The organism is Flexivirga sp., assembly GCF_051955415.1.
Lineage (GTDB): Bacteria > Actinomycetota > Actinomycetes > Actinomycetales > Dermatophilaceae > Flexivirga.
This window is the reverse complement of sequence record NZ_JBQCGS010000042.1, coordinates 74,501-90,108: the sequence shown is the minus strand read 5'-3', so window position 1 is coordinate 90,108 and position 15,608 is coordinate 74,501. Positions and strand designations below refer to the sequence as shown.

The 15,608-nt window shown below is 70.2% G+C and carries 16 protein-coding genes; 7 read left to right on the top strand and 9 right to left on the bottom strand.

The features are described from left to right. Window positions 1–32 precede the first annotated feature (32 nt). Entirely contained in the window at window positions 33–1,295 is a 1,263-nt protein-coding gene (gene dinB / locus ACTHL4_RS07075; protein WP_440282040.1) for a DNA polymerase IV, read from the top strand. On the opposite strand, the gene ACTHL4_RS07070 is transcribed toward dinB, so the two are convergent. Beyond that, window positions 1,263–2,105 carry an SDR family oxidoreductase gene (locus ACTHL4_RS07070; protein WP_440282039.1) on the bottom strand — a complete coding sequence of 281 codons (843 nt, stop codon included), beginning with the start codon at window positions 2,103–2,105 and terminating at the stop codon, window positions 1,263–1,265. The two genes, dinB and ACTHL4_RS07070, sit on opposite strands and share 33 nt — an antisense overlap. A 1-nt stretch (window position 2,106) precedes the next feature. Next, window positions 2,107–3,054, bottom strand: a complete 948-nt coding sequence (locus ACTHL4_RS07065) for a hypothetical protein (protein WP_440282038.1) — start codon at window positions 3,052–3,054, stop codon at window positions 2,107–2,109. Between the two features lie 114 nt (window positions 3,055–3,168). Here ACTHL4_RS07065 and ACTHL4_RS07060 point away from each other — a divergent pair, with 114 nt between their 5' ends. Both ACTHL4_RS07060 and ACTHL4_RS07055 read left to right on the top strand, forming a co-directional pair. After that, a complete protein-coding gene (locus ACTHL4_RS07060; protein ID WP_440282037.1) occupies window positions 3,169–3,687 on the top strand; it encodes a peptidylprolyl isomerase in 519 nt (172 codons plus the stop codon). 201 nt (window positions 3,688–3,888) lie between these two features. Further along, window positions 3,889–4,581, top strand: coding sequence for a rhomboid family intramembrane serine protease (locus tag ACTHL4_RS07055; protein ID WP_440282036.1), 693 nt, complete (start codon window positions 3,889–3,891; stop codon window positions 4,579–4,581). Here ACTHL4_RS07055 and ACTHL4_RS07050 read toward each other — a convergent pair. Beyond that, window positions 4,542–5,132, bottom strand: a complete 591-nt coding sequence (locus ACTHL4_RS07050) for a DUF488 domain-containing protein (protein WP_440282035.1) — start codon at window positions 5,130–5,132, stop codon at window positions 4,542–4,544. The genes ACTHL4_RS07055 and ACTHL4_RS07050 overlap by 40 nt on opposite strands. A 7-nt stretch (window positions 5,133–5,139) precedes the next feature. Continuing rightward, window positions 5,140–5,352, bottom strand: coding sequence for a DUF2945 domain-containing protein (locus tag ACTHL4_RS07045; protein WP_440282034.1), 213 nt, complete (start codon window positions 5,350–5,352; stop codon window positions 5,140–5,142). Window positions 5,353–5,922: 570 nt separating this feature from the next. On the opposite strand from ACTHL4_RS07045, the gene ACTHL4_RS07040 reads away from it, so the two are divergent. Together ACTHL4_RS07040 and ACTHL4_RS07035 are read left to right on the top strand one after the other, a co-directional pair. Continuing rightward, window positions 5,923–6,675, top strand: coding sequence for a dihydrofolate reductase family protein (locus tag ACTHL4_RS07040; protein WP_440282033.1), 753 nt, complete (start codon window positions 5,923–5,925; stop codon window positions 6,673–6,675). After that, on the top strand, window positions 6,672–7,592 hold the full coding sequence (locus tag ACTHL4_RS07035) for a dihydropteroate synthase (RefSeq protein WP_440282032.1): 921 nt from the start codon (window positions 6,672–6,674) through the stop codon (window positions 7,590–7,592). Before ACTHL4_RS07040 ends, ACTHL4_RS07035 begins: the two co-directional genes overlap by 4 nt. Window positions 7,593–7,821: 229 nt before the next feature. On the opposite strand, the gene ACTHL4_RS07030 is transcribed toward ACTHL4_RS07035, so the two are convergent. Next, a complete protein-coding gene (locus tag ACTHL4_RS07030) occupies window positions 7,822–8,175 on the bottom strand; it encodes a cell division protein CrgA (protein WP_440282031.1) in 354 nt (117 codons plus the stop codon). 109 nt (window positions 8,176–8,284) lie between these two features. Between ACTHL4_RS07030 and ACTHL4_RS07025 the strand changes: the two genes are divergently transcribed. After that, a complete protein-coding gene (locus ACTHL4_RS07025; protein ID WP_440282030.1) occupies window positions 8,285–9,010 on the top strand; it encodes a DUF881 domain-containing protein in 726 nt (241 codons plus the stop codon). 26 nt (window positions 9,011–9,036) lie between these two features. Then, on the top strand, window positions 9,037–9,672 hold the full coding sequence (locus tag ACTHL4_RS07020; RefSeq protein WP_440282029.1) for an aminodeoxychorismate/anthranilate synthase component II: 636 nt from the start codon (window positions 9,037–9,039) through the stop codon (window positions 9,670–9,672). Between the two features lie 33 nt (window positions 9,673–9,705). Here ACTHL4_RS07020 and pknB read toward each other — a convergent pair whose 3' ends face one another. The 4 genes from pknB to ACTHL4_RS07000 are packed head-to-tail and all read right to left on the bottom strand — an operon-like array spanning window position 9,706 to window position 15,606. Next, window positions 9,706–11,592, bottom strand: coding sequence for a Stk1 family PASTA domain-containing Ser/Thr kinase (gene pknB, locus ACTHL4_RS07015; protein WP_440282028.1), 1,887 nt, complete (start codon window positions 11,590–11,592; stop codon window positions 9,706–9,708). Further along, the gene (locus tag ACTHL4_RS07010) at window positions 11,589–12,800 is read right to left on the bottom strand and encodes a protein kinase domain-containing protein (protein ID WP_440282027.1); all 1,212 of its coding nucleotides are present in this window, start codon (window positions 12,798–12,800) and stop codon (window positions 11,589–11,591) included. Before ACTHL4_RS07010 ends, pknB begins: the two co-directional genes overlap by 4 nt. Next, the gene (locus tag ACTHL4_RS07005) at window positions 12,797–14,251 is read right to left on the bottom strand and encodes a peptidoglycan D,D-transpeptidase FtsI family protein (protein ID WP_440282026.1); all 1,455 of its coding nucleotides are present in this window, start codon (window positions 14,249–14,251) and stop codon (window positions 12,797–12,799) included. Before ACTHL4_RS07005 ends, ACTHL4_RS07010 begins: the two co-directional genes overlap by 4 nt. Then, on the bottom strand, window positions 14,248–15,606 hold the full coding sequence (locus tag ACTHL4_RS07000) for an FtsW/RodA/SpoVE family cell cycle protein (protein WP_440282025.1): 1,359 nt from the start codon (window positions 15,604–15,606) through the stop codon (window positions 14,248–14,250). Before ACTHL4_RS07000 ends, ACTHL4_RS07005 begins: the two co-directional genes overlap by 4 nt. Window positions 15,607–15,608: the final 2 nt, after the last annotated feature.

Sequence of the window (15,608 nt, the reverse complement as noted above, 5' to 3'; positions counted from 1 at the left end):
GTCGGTGGGTTGTCGGTCAGGGGTGGGAACATGTGTTCGTGGCAGAGGGCAACTTCCTGCACGCTGATCTCGACTCGTTCTACGCCAGCGTCGCGCAGCGTGACGATCCTGCCTTGCGTGGGAAGCCTGTCGCGGTCGGCGGCGGGATCGTGCTCGCGGCCAGCTACGAGGCGAAGGCGAGGGGCGTCCGCACCGCCATGTCGAGCCGGGTGGCGCGACGGCTGTGTCCGGGGCTGATCGAGGTGCCGGCCACCTTCACCGCGTATGTCGAGGCCTCCCGCGCCGTCTTCGCGATCTTCCACGACATCACGCCGGTGGTGGAGGGAGTCTCCATCGACGAGGCGTTCCTCGACGTGGGCGGTCTGCGCCGGGTCAGCGGGTCACCGTCGACCATCGGTGCGATGCTGCGCCGGCGGGTGAAGCAAGAGGTCGGCCTGCCCATCTCGGTCGGCATCGCGGGCAGCAAGTTCCTGGCCAAGGTGGCGAGCGCCGCCGGCAAGCCGGACGGCCTGCTCAGCGTCCCGGTGGGCCAGGAGCTGGCGTTTCTGCACCCGTTGCCGATCGAGGTGCTGTGGGGCGTCGGCAGGGTGACCTCTGGGCGACTGCATGCCCACGGCGTCGGCACGATCGGCGCGCTCGCGGCCTTGGACGAGCAGACGTTGATCGGGATGCTCGGGCCGGCCAGCGGCCGGCAACTGCACGCGCTCGCGCACGGGCGTGATCCCCGGCGGGTGGAGGCGCGCGGCCGGCGCCGGTCGATCGGTGCGCAGCGGGCGATCGGCCGCGGGCGGCATACCGGCGCAGAGCTGGATGCGACACTGGTGAGCCTGGTCGACAAGGTCACCCGGCGGCTGCGTGCGGGCGAGCGGATCGGGCGCACCTTCGTGCTGCGACTGCGGTGCGCGGACATGACGCGGGTGACGCGTTCGCGCACGCTGCCCCGTGCCTCGGCCGGCACCGACGTCTGGCTGGTCGCCGGCCGGCAACTGCTGGAGGAGGCGATGCCGCTGATCGCCGACCGGGGCGTCACCCTGCTGGGCATCAGCATCACCGGGCTGGATGCCGCAGCGGACGAGCAGCTGGAGTTGCCGCTGGGCGCGGACGCGGCCGGCGGCCCGGACATCGCGCACCGCCGGGCTCTGGACGGGGCGCTCGACGCGGTGCGCGACAGGTTCGGTGGCGCCGCGGTCACCCGGGCCGTGCTGTTGGGCAGGGCGGAGGGCTTCAGTGCCCCGCAACTGGAGGACACCAGCCGAGGGGTGTCACGCCCGCCCGCGGAGCAGCTCGGCCAGTGACGTCGCCGGGCGGCCGAGCAGACGCTCGACATCGGGCGTCACCTGTGCCAGCTCGCCGGCCGCGATCGCCGTGTAGGTCGACACCCAGGCGTCGAGCTGCCACTGCGGGGCGCCATACCCCTGGCGGGAGGCGTAGGCCTCGTCGACCGACTCGGCGTGGTAGGTCGCCGGGCGGCCGGTGACCTCGCTGATCGTCGCGGCGAGCTGCGCCAGGCTGAGCGACTCCGGACCGGTGAGCGTGTATGTCGCGTCGACACCGTCGTCGGGTTCGCGCAGCAGCCTGGCCGCGACCGCTGCGACGTCGGCGCGTGCGACCGCCGCGACCGTGCCCTGGCCGGCCGGCCCGCGCAGCACCCCGTCGTCACCCACCCAGTGCACGAGGACGTCGAGGTAGAAGTTGTCGCGAAGGAAGGTGAAGTGCATCCCCGAGCGTCGAAGCAGCTGCTCGGTGGCGAAATGATCGCGGGCGAAGGTGAAGGTCGCGTCGGGAGCCGCGCCGGCGAACGAGGTGTAGACCACGTGTCGCACACCGGCTGCGGTGGCGGCCGTCACGAAGGTGCGGTGGTCCTCCAGCCGGCTCGGGCTCTCGGTGGCGGAGACCATGAAGACGGTCTGCACGCCCTCCACGGCCGCCGCGCAGGCCGCCGGCTCGGCATACGAACCGGCGACGACCTGCGACTGCGACAGCACGGGCGCGCGCTCCGGCGAGCGCACGAACAACCGGGTGGGGACACCCTGGTCGGCCAGCGCCCGTGCCACCCGGCCGCCGATCTCGCCGGTCGCTCCGGTGCTCAGGATCGGTGCCGTCATCTCACTCCTGGGCGGCATGCCGTCCCCGGCGCCCACCGGAGACCGCCGCGTCGACCTTCTTCTCCAGGTCGCCGACGGCGTCGTCGGAGTCGCTGAGCACGGCGGTGTCGCCCTCGACAGCGGTGACGTCCAGGCGCTCCACGTCGGGCAGCGAAGAGACAGCGGAGGTGCCACTTTCCTTCTTCTTCGCGCTGACGATCAGCGCGACCGCTCCGGCGCCGGCCAGCAGCCCGAGCGCGATGAAGACACCGCCCTTCTTGCGGCGCTTCTTGATCGCCTGAGGCGCGACGACGTCGACGGCCTCGCGTGCCTGTTGCGGCAGGGCGGCATACGCCTGACCACCTGCGGCCGCCGCCGCGGCGATCGCCTCGTGGACGCGCGGCATCCACTCCTCGTGGAACAGCTGGCGGGCCTGCTGTGACGTCAGACCAGCGGCCTCGACCGTGGCATCCCTGGCCTCGGCCAGCTGCGGCGCGGCCGCGGCACTCACGTCACGGGCGACCTTCCGGGCCCGTTTGCCGGAGTGCTTGGCCTGCTTCGCACTCTGCTTCGCCTGCTTCTTGGAGTGCTTCAGCTGCTGCTTCGCCTCCTGCTTGGCGCGCTTCGTGGCGTGCTCCGCCTGCTTCTTGGCCTCTTCGGCGTGCTTGCGGAGCTGCTTCTTGGACTGCTTGTGCACCGCCGCGATGTGCGGAGCAGCGGCGTCCGAGGCGTCCGAGGCGGCGTCGGTCACGGCGTCGGCGACGGCTTCCTTGGCCTTGGCGACGTGCGGTGCTGCCGCGTCGGTCGCCTTCTCGGCCGCCTCCGAGAGCTGGCTCGTGACGTTGTCGAGGACCGGGGCGATCTTGTCGCGTCCGGCTTCCGCGGCCTCGGTCGCTGCCGACAGCAGCTCGGCGGCCTTGTCCTTGGCCGCATCCTTGGCCGCGTCCTTGCGCGAGGTCTTGCTGAGCACTGGAGCCCTCCTAGGCATCGGGTTCGCTTCATCCTGCCAAGCCCTACCCCGACCTGCCAACGTGGGCCGGGTGCACCCGTGAGTATGACGCCTGCGGGATGCGAGACTGGGGCAATGATCGCAACCCTGCAGACCAACCACGGTGACATCAAGGTCAATCTCTTCCCGAACGACGCCCCCAAGACGGTCGACAACTTCGTCGGACTGGCCGAGGGCACCAAGGACTACCGCGACGACGCGGGGCGCACCAACCCCACGCCCTACTACGACGGGCTCACCTTCCACCGCATCATCCCGGGCTTCATGATCCAGGGCGGCTGCCCGCAGGGCATCGGCATCGGCGGCCCGGGCTACGAGTTCGACGACGAGATCTCCCCGGACAAGAACTTCTCCGCGCCGTACATGCTGGCCATGGCCAACGCCGGCAAGCGCGGCGGGCACGGCACCAACGGTTCGCAGTTCTTCATCACCGTCGGACCGACCACCTGGCTGCAGGGCAAGCACACGATCTTCGGTGAGGTCGCCGACCAGCCGAGCCGCGACGTCGTCGACAAGATCGCCGGCGTGCAGACCGGTGCGCAGGACCGCCCGGTGGAGCCGGTCGTCATCGAAAAGGTCAGCATCCAGAAATGATCGTGGCGTGACCTTCGTTCACAACTCATGACCGACAACACGGGGAACCTCCCCACCTGCCCACGCCACCCCGACCGGGTGGCGTTGGTGTCGTGCCAGCGATGCGGCCGGCCGACCTGCGCCGAGTGCCAGCGCCCCGCGCCGGTGGGGGTGCAGTGCGTCGACTGCGTAGCGGCACAGCGCAAGGAGAGCCGTTCTCTGGTGTCGATCTTCGGCGGCCGGGTCGCCGAGGGCCGTCCGATCGTCACCATCACGCTCATCGCCATTTGCGTCGTGGTGTGGATCGGCCAGCAGCTCGACGACCAGGTGACCACCGAGCTGTTCTACGCCCCGATCCTGTCCGGCCAGGATCCGTGGCGGTTCATCACCGCGGCGTTCGTGCACTCCCCGTCGTCGATCTTCCACCTGCTGTTCAACATGTACGCCCTGTGGATCGTCGGCCAGTACCTCGAGCCACTGCTCGGCCGGTTCCGGTTGTTGGCGATCTATCTGATCTCGGCCTTCGGGGGGTCGGTCGGCTACGAGCTGCTGGCCTCGACGCCCAGCTCGCCGACCGATTACGGGACCGGGTGGGTGACGCCGACAGTCGGTGCCTCCGGCGCGGTCTTCGGCCTGTTCGTCGTCGTGGTGGTGCTCAACCGTCACCTCGGCCGTGAGGTCGGGCCCATGATCGGACTGATCGTCATCAACGGCGTCATCGGCTTCCTGGTGCCCGATGTCGCTTGGCAGTCGCACCTCGGCGGCGCCGTCACCGGCGGCCTGTGCGCCGGCGCGATCGCTCTGCTCGGCCGGCAGCGGGCGCAGTGGCAGTGGGCGGCGCTGACGGCCATCACGGTGCTGCTGGTCGTCGCGGCCTACGTGCGCTTCGAGTCGGTGCACCTGCCGGCCGGGTAGATCGGCTGGCGGTCGGCGTCGAGCACCGGTGTCGCACCCCACTGGCCGAGCACGTGCTCGCGCGGTGCGGCACCGGCCATCAGGTGCCGCACCGTCCACCCTTGCGCGGTGAGGGTGTTGGCGATGAGCAGGCGGTGGCAGCGCCACGGCATCGGTTCGCCGCACATGATCGCCACCCGCTGTGCCGTCGCCCACGCGGTGAGCTGGGCGATGCCGGCGCGGTAGTCGTCGGTCCGGGTGTAGTCGGCGTAGTTCTTGAAGCTGGCGTTCTGCCAGCCGGCGTTGAGCTCGGGATCGACCTCGGGCTGGCGCCGCCGGCGGCCGCCCAATGCCTCCAAGTGGTGGTAGGCGATGCCGTGCTCCGGCAGCCAGTGCGCCATCGCATCGCTGCCGAACTGCGGGTTTCGCCGGGACCCCGGGTGCGCGCGCACGTCGACGAGCAGCTCGATGCCGGCCTCGTCCAGCGGCGCCAGGAAGACCGGGATCGGACACGTCCAGTGCCCGATCGTCCAGAGCCGGCGGGTGTCGCCCATGTCGTCCGGTGCGGTCATCGACGCCTCAGTCGATCCGGTGCAACGCATCGCCCTTGTGCATCGCAACGTGATCGGTCTTGTCGCTCTTGATCTCGTATTGCGGGTCGTCCGGTGAGCACCGGCGGGTGTGCCCCTTGTATGCCGTGTCGCTGGTGTGCTTGGCGACGATCACGCCGGTCACGTGTCCTGCCTCGGAGTTCCAGCGCACGTGGTCACCGACGGCGAAGTCATTGCTCATGGTCTGCTCCTGACGTGCTCGGTGGTGCGTGCGGTCGTGCCCGGTCAATGATCGTGCATCCGGCCGCGGCCCGAGCCCCGGCCCCGGCCCCGGCCCGAGCCGGGCACGGCATGTGTCGCCTACCTGCCGGGTGAATCGAACCACCCTGGGGAGACTTCGGTACGGGTGCTGGGCCGGATTCGTACCGGACCTGACCCTGGGGAGACTTCGGTACGGGTGTCGGGCCGATCCCGTACCGGACCTGACCCTGGGGAGACTTCGGTACGCGCACCCGGGCCGATCCCGTACCGGAGCTGACCCTGGGGAGACTTCGGTACGCGCACCCGGGCCGGATTTGTACCGGACCTGACCCTGGGGAGACTTCGGTCCATGCATCCAAGCCGAACCCGTACCGGACCCGCCGCCGAGCACTCCTGTATGACGCTGCGCGGCGTCCCGGCGACCGGGTCGAGCACCATCACCTCGACGCTGTGGGCACCCGGCGCATCGACCCGAGATCGCGGGCGGAGTTCATGGCATTGACGGGTGTCACCGGCTGAGGCACACACCGGCCAGGTAGGTTGCGGAGATATGTCTGAGGCTGGCCCGGTTCATGGCCCACTCCCGCTCACCGGCGGCGACCCGCTGACCGAGGACGACCTGCTGCAGGTCTACCCGTGGCCGGGATCCGGGGCGTGGCTGCGGGCCATGATGGTCACCACCCTCGATGGTGCGGCGGCCGGCCCGGACCAGCTGAGCGGCTCCGTCTCGTCGCCGGCCGACCAGCTCGTCTTCAACGCCGTGCGCCGCGACGCCGACGCCGTGCTGATCGGCGCCGGCACCCTGCGCGCCGAGCAGTACACCCCGATGCGCGCCAAACCGGCCGACACAGCCCGTCGCGAGGCCGCCGGGCAGCTGCCGGCGCCGGTGATCGCGGTGGTCAGCCGGTCGCTCGACCTGCCGTGGCAGCTGCCGGTATGGCGCGAGTCGACTCATCGACCGCTCGTGCTGGCCCCGGCCGGCGTCGACCCCGGCCGGCTGGAAACCGCACGCGAGCACGCCGACGTGATCGAGCTGGACCGGACCGATCCGGAGGCGATCGTCGGCGCACTCGTCCAGCGGAGCCTGACCCGCATCGTGTGCGAGGGCGGCCCGCGGCTCTTGCGGGATCTGGTCGCCGCCGACCTGGTGGACGAGGCCGACATCACCGTCAGCCCGGTCTTCGCCGGCACCGAGACCTCGCCGCCGACGCCGTCGCTGCCGCGGGTCAACAGGTTCCGGCTGGCCCACGTGCTGCACGGCGACGACACCCTGATGCTGCGCTACCTGGCGGCGGGCCGATGATCGACCTCGCCGCGCTCGCCGAGCTGGCCGGCCGCCACGAGTCCGACCTCGCGGCACCGGTTGCACCGCTGCAGCTGGGTTCGCGGTCGATCGACACCGACGAGCGGCCGGTGCTGATGGGCGTGGTCAACCTGTCGCGCGATTCTTCATACAGGGACAGCATCGCGGTGAGCACCGCCTCGGCGGTCCGCAAGGGCAGGGTGCAGGCGGCCGCCGGCGCGGACATCGTCGACGTCGGTGCGGAGTCCACCCGCGCGACCGCTGCCCGCGCCGACCTGGCCGCCCAGCGGGCGCTGCTCACACCGGTGATCGAGCAGCTCACTGCCGAGGGCATCGCGGTGTCGGTGGAGGCCTACCAGGAACCCGTCGCCCGGGCCGGCCTCAAGGCCGGCGCCTGCCTGCTCAATCTGACCGGCTCCGACGACGACGACCGGATGTTCACCCTGGCCGCCGAGCACGACGCCACCGTGGTCCTGTGCCACGTGCTCGGTCCCAACGCGCGCGCGTTGACGGGCGACGTCGTCGACCCCGACCCGGTTCCCGCGATGCTGGACACCTTCGGCCGGCGCATCGACCGGGCGCGAGCACTCGGCGTGCCCAGCCTGGCCATCGACCCCGGCCTCGGCTTCGGCTTCCACCTGGACGACCAGCGGGCCCGCGCCCGACACCAGGCCACCGCACTGCTGCACACCTTCCGGCTGCGCCGGCTCGGGGTGCCGATCTGTCACGCGCTGCCGCACGCGTTCGACATCTTCGAGGACCAGTACCGCAGCGGCGAGGGCTTCTTCGCCGTGCTCGCCCACCTCGGCGGCACCGGGATCTATCGCACCCACGAGGTGCCGCTCGTGCGCAGCGTGCTGGACGCGCTGCGCTCGTTCAGCACCGAACCGCCGACGCTTCCGGCGGCAGACGAGTAATCGATCACCTGATCGAAGTTACACACATGTAGTTATCCACTCCTTGTGGATAACCCTGTGGACAAGGCGGCGAGCGGCCGTCGTCAGCGGCGCGGCGGGCGCGGAAAACCGCGGGATGGTGCCCCAGGACACCTCACCGCAGTGGAGGGCGAATGACACCGATGTAGTTTTCCACGGCCTGTGGATAACCCGGTGGATAACTCGGCGGGACCGAACCCGGGCGGCCGGGCTACCGCCAGCGGGTCGTCATCCCGAAACCGACGAGGATCAGCACGAAGCCGATGGCCATGTTGCCCAGCCCGATCCCGGGGATCGGGTACTTCTCCCCGGTCAGGTAATAGACGACCAGCCAGAACAACCCGACGATCATGAAGGTGCACAGCGTCGGCACCCACCAGCCGGGGCTCGGGGAGTCGACCATCTTCGCGACGCGCTTCTCCTCGCGCTCGCGCTCCTCCTCCTTGCGCCGCGCTGCCTTCTCCTCCTTGGCGGCGGCCTTGTTGGCGGCCTTCTTCGCGGCGGCGTCCTCGTCGCCGGCGGGGACTGCAGACCTGTCGTCGGCGTTGTTCTCGGACGTGCTCACGGCATACTCCCAAAGCGAGATGTCAGAATCTGGACCAGACTATTTCACCAGTGACCGCCGCCGGCGTGGCGGACACCCGTGAGCCATCAGCCGGACGAGGAGGTGCGTGGTGCCAGGACGCAACCGCTGGGCGTATGCCGTGCCGGTGATCGGCGTCGCCGCCGGGCTGCTGTTCGGTGTCAGCGCGACCACGTCCCAGGGCAACGATCTGCGGCCCGGCACCCGCGACCTGGTGCAGGTCGTCCAGGACGGCAACCGCCGGGTCGCCGGCCAGGCGGCCGACGTCGCCGCGCTGCAGGCCGACGTCAAACGGCTGGGCACACGCGACGCGCCCGGGTCGTCCCGGCTGCGCACCGCCCAGCGCACCGCCGACCGCTACGCCGACAGCGCCGGGCTGACGAAGGTCACCGGCAAGGTCGTCACCGTCACGCTCAACGACTCCACCCGCGACCCGTCGACCCTGCCCCCGGGCGCCAACCTCGACTGGCTGGTGGTGCACCAGCAGGATGTCCAAGCAGTGGTCAACGCGCTGTGGGCCGGCGGGGCGACCGCGATGATGCTGATGGACCAACGGGTCATCTCCACCTCGGCGGTGCGCTGCGTCGGCAACACCCTGCTGTTGCAGGGGCGGGTTTACTCACCGCCGTTCCGGATCCGCGCGATGGGCGATCCGGCGAAGCTGCGCGCGGCACTGAACGACGACCCGGCGGTCCAGAACTACCAGGCCTACGTGCCCCTGGCGGGTCTCGGGTATGACGTGCAGACCTCCGACAAGGAGACCTTCCCGGCATACCAGGGCGCCCTCGACCTGAAGTACGCCAAGGTCGCCAAATAACCCACCATCACGCGAAGAGGTGCCGGATGACCAGCATTCTGGTGATCGACAACTACGACAGTTTCGTCTTCACCATCGTCGGCTACCTGCAGCAGCTCGGCGCGGACACGACCGTCGTGCGCCACGACGCCGTCACCGCCGCCGAGGGCGCCGGCTACGACGGCGTGCTGGTCTCGCCCGGGCCCGGCACGCCCGAGGCGGCCGGCGTCTCGACCGCGATGATCGAGGCCTGCGCCCGGCGGGAGCAGCCGATGTTCGGCGTCTGCCTCGGCCACCAGGCCCTCGGCGTCGTGTATGGCGCAACGGTCGGCCGCGCCCCGGAGCTGCTGCACGGCAAGACCTCCCGCATCGTGCACCAGGGCGCCGGCGTGCTGGCGGGACTCCCGTCGCCGTTCACCGCGACCCGCTACCACTCGCTGGCGATCGAGTCCGGCACCGTCCCGGACGAGCTGGAGGTCACCGGCCGCACCGAGTCCGGGGTGATCATGGCCGTGCAGCACCGGACACTGCCGTTGCACGGCGTGCAGTTCCACCCCGAGTCGGTGCTCACCGAGGGAGGCCACCGGATGCTGGCCAACTGGCTGCAGCTGTGCGGGATGGACGACGCCGTCGAACGCTCGGCGGGCCTGGCTCCGCTGGTGCACACCGCGGCCGGGGCCTGAACCTGCCACGTCGTCCGGCGGACGGTCAGCCGCTCACTTCTTGTGGGTCTTGGTCTTGCCCGGCGGGGTGAGCGGCGGCCCGGTCTGCGTCGGTGACTCCGGCCCGGTGCTCGGCGGAGTGGTGGTCGGTGTGCTCGAGGAGCTGCTGCTGGTGCTGGACGGCTCACTGGTCGACGACGGCGGCGGCACGACGGTGACCGTCGTCTGACTGCTGTAGACGCCGACCGTCAGCGTCACCGTCGACCCCTTGTCGACCCGGGCGCCCTCGTGCGGCGACACCTTCAGCACCTTGCCGCCCTGGCCCTCGTCGCTGACCGGGACGTTCTCGACCTTCGGCTGCAGGTTGGCCTGCAGCACCGCCAGTTGCGCCTCGCCGCTGTCCTTGCCGGTCAGGTCGCTGGGCACGTGCACCTTGCCGCTGCTGACGCTGAGCGTCACCTTCTGGCTGGGGTCGGCCATCGAGCCGATCGCCGGGTATGCCGACACGACGTCCCCGGCGGAGTACTCGGTGTCGTCGACCTTCTTGGGCGCGACCGCGACGTTCTGGAAGCCCTGACTGCCCAAGGCCTGCCGGGCCTCGGCGACCGACTTGCCGGTGACGTCCGGCACCTGCACCAGCCCGGGCCCCTTGCTGACGTTGAGCTGGATCAGGGTGGTCGGGTCGACGGTGCTGCCGCGCGTCGGATCGGTGCCGACGACATACCCCTTGGCGACGCTGCTGCTGTTGATCTCCTTGACCTGGTAGTGGTCGAAGCCGGCTCCCCGCAGGATCGCCTTGGCCTGCGCCTCCGACTTCTGCACCACGTTGGGCACCGTCGCGGTCGGGTTGTCGCCCTTGCCGCCGTTCATGACCAGGTAGCCGATGCCCAGGATGGCCAGCAGCGCGATGATGCCGGCGACCACCCACAGGCCGGTCAGCCGGCGTTGCGGCTCCCGGTCGTGGATCTCGCGGGTGTGGTCGCGGCGCGCGGGCGCCACGGGTGCCTGGGGTTCGTGGTCCATCATCGACGGTGCCGCCGCGGCCGCCGCACTGAAGACGGCGGTCGCCCCCTCGCTGAGCGGCGCACCGGTGCGGGCGGCCTGCAGGTCGGCGCGGAACTCGGCCGCGGACTGGTAGCGGTCGTCGCGCGCCTTGGCCAGCGAGTGCAACGTGACGGCGTTCATCGCGTCCGGGACCGACGCCTCGTAGGTCGACGGCGGCTTCGGCGGGTCGGTGATGTGCTGGTAGACCAGCGACACCGGCTCCCCGACGAACGGCGTGCGGCCGGTGAGGAGTTCGTAGAGCACGCAGCCGGCGGAGTAGAGGTCGGAGCGCGCGTCGACGGTCTCGCCCTGCGCCTGCTCCGGCGACAGGTACCGCGCGGTGCCGACCACCGCCTGCGCGGACGTCATGGTGGCCCCGGTGTCGGCCAACGCCCGGGCGATGCCGAAGTCCATCACCTTGACGCTGCCGCCCTTGGTCAGCATCACGTTGGCCGGCTTGATGTCACGGTGGACGATGCCCTTGTCGTGGGAGTACTCCAGCGCCGACAGGATGCCCATGGTGACCCGTGCCGCCTCGTCCGGCGACAGCCTGCCCTCGTCGTTGAGGATCTCGCGCAGCGTCTGGCCGTCGACATACTCCATGACGATGTAGGGGATGTCGATGTCGGCGCCGCCGGTCTCGGTGAAGGTGTCCTCGCCGGAGTCGTAGACCGCCACGATCGAGTGGTGCGACAGGCCGGCCGCCGAGTGCGCCTCCCGGCGGAAGCGGGTCAGGAAGGTGCTGTCCCGGGCGAGTTCGGCGCGCAGGATCTTGATGGCGACCGTCCGGCCCAGCCGGATGTCGTGTCCGAGATGCACCTCCGCCATACCGCCGCGGCCGATGAGTTCACCGACCTCGTAACGGCCGCCGAGGATGCGGGGCAGTCCGTCGGTCACGAGGATGCCTCCGGGCTGTAGGTCACGAGCGGTTGGTGGAAGGGTCCGGTGTCGGGGGCGGAGGGCACCTGCGGGCTCCCCCCGCCACGTGTCGCCAGTATGACGCCCACCACGACCGCGATGACCACGACGGCCAGGATGCCGGCGATGATGCCGACGCCGCCGACACGCAGCGAGCGGTGGGTCGCCGGACCCGACCCGGTCGGCGGACCCGAAGGCGCGATCTGGGACTGCGGTGCCGAGGACGCCGCTGCACGACGTCGTTGCGTCGTGGGCTGCGGACCGGAGACGGCGCCCGGTGCGGCAGCCGACTGCGGACCGGATGATCCCCCCGGGACGCCGGGCAGGGCCGCCCGAGGTGCGGGCGTCCAGATGTTCAGGCCCATCCGCTCGCTGTCGGCGACGGCCTGACGCAGCGCCCGGCCGAACTCCTGCGCGGAGTCCGGACGCGCCGCCGGGTCCTTGTCGAGCGCGACGTGCACCACGGCACGCAATGGTGCGGGCACCTCGGTGGGCAGCGGCGGGGGCTGTTCGTTGACGTGCGCCAGCGCGAGCGCGACCGCGCTGTCGGCGGTGAACGGCCTTCTGCCACCGAGCATCTCGTAGGTGACCACGGCCAGTGAGTAGACGTCGGACAGGGCCGTGGTCTCGCGGCCCATGGCGGCCTCCGGTGCGAGGTACTGGGCGGTGCCCATCACCTCGCCGGTCCTGGTCATCGCTGCCGATCCGACGGCGCGCGCGATGCCGAAGTCGGTCAGCTTCACCACCCCGTCGGGTGTGACCAGCATGTTGGCGGGTTTCACGTCGCGGTGGATCAGCCCGGACCGGTGCGCGGCGTGCAGCGCGGCGGCGGCCTGGCCGATCAGGTTGGCGGTGTCCGCAGCGGAGATCGGGCCGCGCTCGTGCAGGATCGAGGACAGCGGCTTGCCCGGGACGTATTCCATCACCAGGTAGGCCAGGTTGCCGTCCTCGCCGTAGTCGTAGACCTGGGCGATGTTGCCGTGCGCGAGCCCGGCGGACAGGCGCGCCTCGTTGCGGAACCGCTCGGTGAAGCCCGCCTCGTCGGTCAGCCCCTCCTTGAGCAGCTTGATCGCGACGGTCCGGCCCAGGATCTCGTCGCGGGCCTGCCAGACCTCGCCCATGCCGCCGGCCGCGATGCGACTGGTCAGCCGGTAGCGGCCGCCCATCAGGTCACCCGGCGTCGTCATCGTCCGATCACTGCTTCCATCACCTGCTTGGCGATCGGTGCCGCCACCAGACCGCCACTCGCTTCCTGCCCGACCGTGCCGCCGTTCTCGACCAGCACCGCGACGGCGACCTTGGGGTTGTCGGCGGGCGCGAACCCGGTGAACCACACGTCGGCGTTGCGGCCGGCGCCGTGCTCGGCGGTGCCCGTCTTGCCCGCAACCTTGATGCCCGGGATGGCCGCGTTGGTTCCCGTGCCCTGGCTCACGACGGACTCCATCATGTTCGTCAGGTCCTTGGCGGTGCTCTCCGACACCGGGTGGGAGAACTCCTTGGGGTCGGTCGTCTGGATGACGTCGAGGTTCTTGTCGCGCACCGACTGCACCAGGTAGGGCGTCATCTCCTTGCCGCCGTTGGCGATCGCGGCGCTGATCATCGCGATCTGCAGCGGCGTGGCCCGTACGTCGTACTGACCGATGGCGGACTGGGCCAGCTGCGGCTGGTTGAGGTCGGTCGGGAAGACACTGGGGGTGACCGACATCGGGATCGACAGCGATTTCCCGAAGCCGAACTTCGTCGCCATACTCCGGACGGTGTCCTGGCCGAGGGTCATGCCCAGCGAGGCGAAGGCGGTGTTGCAGCTGATCGTCAGCGCGCGCTTCAGGCTGACCTTGTCGTGCGCGCCGCAGTTGCCGGGGAAGTCGTTGGGCAGGTAGCTGTTGGTGCCGGGCAGCCGCAGCGTGGCCGGCCCGGGCAGCGTGGACTGGGGCGTGTAGTTGCCCGACTCGAGCGCGGCGGCCGCGTCGACCAGCTTGAAGGTGGATCCCGGCGGGTAGAGGTTGCCGTTGATCGCGCGGTTGAGCAGCGGTTGGTCGGGGTCCTTGGACAGCCGGGTGAAGGCGCGCTGCACCTCGTCCAGGTTGTGGCTGGACAGCTTGTTGGGGTCGTAGCTGGGGCTGGTGACCATCGCCAGGATCGCGCCGGTCCTGGGGTCGAGGGCCACGACGGCGCCCTTCTGGTTGCCGAGCGCCTGGGTGGCGGCCTGCTGCGCCTTGGCGTTGAGCGTCAGCTGCACGCTGGCACCCTGCGCCGACTGTCCGGTGACGATGTCGATCAGCCGGCGGTAGAAGAGCTTGTCCGAACTGCCGTTGAGGAAATCGTTGTAGCTGCGCTCGATGCCGGTGCTGCCGTAGGTGAAGGAGAAGTAGCCGGTCACGTCGGCGTACAGCGAACCCTGCGGGTAGGTGCGCAGCCACTTGTACTGGTCGTCGGTCGGCTTGGACACGGCCGCGGAGGAACCGCCGACCAGGATCGACCCGCGTTCCTTGCTGTATGACGCCAGCAGGGTGCGCCGGTTGCCGGGACGATCGTCCAGGCTGCGGGCCTGCACGAATTGGATCAGCGTGGTCGCGACCAGCAGGGCACAGAACATCGCGGCGACGACCAGCCCGAGGCGGCGGATGGGTGCGTTCATCGGGTCTTCACGATCTGGGTGTCGTCGGTGCCGAGGTTCTCCGGGCGCCCCTCGGTGGTGGGACGGCGCGCGTGGTCGGTGATGCGCAGCAACAGCGCGACGATCACCCAGTTGGCCAGCAGCGACGAGCCACCCGCGGACAGGAAGGGTGTGGTCAGACCGGTCAGCGGGATCACCCGGGTGACACCGCCGACGACCACGAAGACCTGCAACGCCATCGAGAACGCCAGGCCGGTGGCCAGCAACTTGCCGAAGCCGTCGCGGGACGCGACCCCGGCGCGCAGGCCGCGCTCCACCAACAGCCCGTAGAGCACCAGGATCGCGCACAGCCCGACCAGGCCGAGTTCCTCGCCGAAGGAGGGGATGATGAAGTCGCTGTTGGCGAAGTAGGTCAGCTCCGGATGTCCTTGGCCCAGGCCGGTGCCGAACATGCCGCCGGCCGCCATACCCATCAGACCCTTGGCGATCTGGTCGGACAGGGCCGGCTGGAACGGGTCCAGCCACAACGACACCCGCTCCTGGAAGTGCGCGAAGAGCAGGTAGGCGACATACGTGCCGACCAGGAAGAGCCCCAGGCCGATGATGATCCAGGACCGGCGCTCGGTGGCGACGTAGAGCATGCCGACGAAGAGACCGAAGAACAGCAACGACGTGCCGAGGTCCGACTCGAAGACCAGCACACCCAGCGAGGCGATCCAGGCGATCAGGATCGGGCCCATGTCACGGGCGCGTGGCAGCGGCAGCCCGAGCACCCGCCGGCCGACCAGCGAGAGCGCGTCGCGGGTCTGCACCAGGTAGCTGGCGAAGAAGATGGTGATCAGGATCTTGGCGATCTCACTGGGCTGGAAGGAGAACCCGCCGAGCCCGATCCACACGCGGGATCCATTGATGTTGCGGCCGATTCCGGGCAGCAGCGGGGTCAGCAGCAGCACGAAGCCGGCCAGCCCGAAGATGAAGGTGTAGCGCCGCAGCCGGCGGTGGTCCGGCACGAAGAACAGCAACGCGACGGCGGCCACCGCCGCCACGGCGGTCCACATCAGCTGTTTGGGCGCGGCATGCGGTGAGCCGGGCGCCAGGTCGATGCGGTGGATCATCACCAGACCGAGCCCGTTGAGCAGGGTGACGATCGGCAACAGCACCGGGTCGGCGTATGACGCCTTCCAGCGCAGGACCAGGTGGAAGGCGAACGCCACGACCGCGAAGCCGCCGCCGAGTGTGTAGAAGTCGACCGGCAACGAGTTGTTCACTGCCAGACCGACATTCGCGTAGGCCACCAGCACGATCGCGACAGCGATCAGCAGCAACACCAGTTCGGTGTTGCGCCGGGTCCTGGGTGCGGCGATCTTGGCTCTCACGC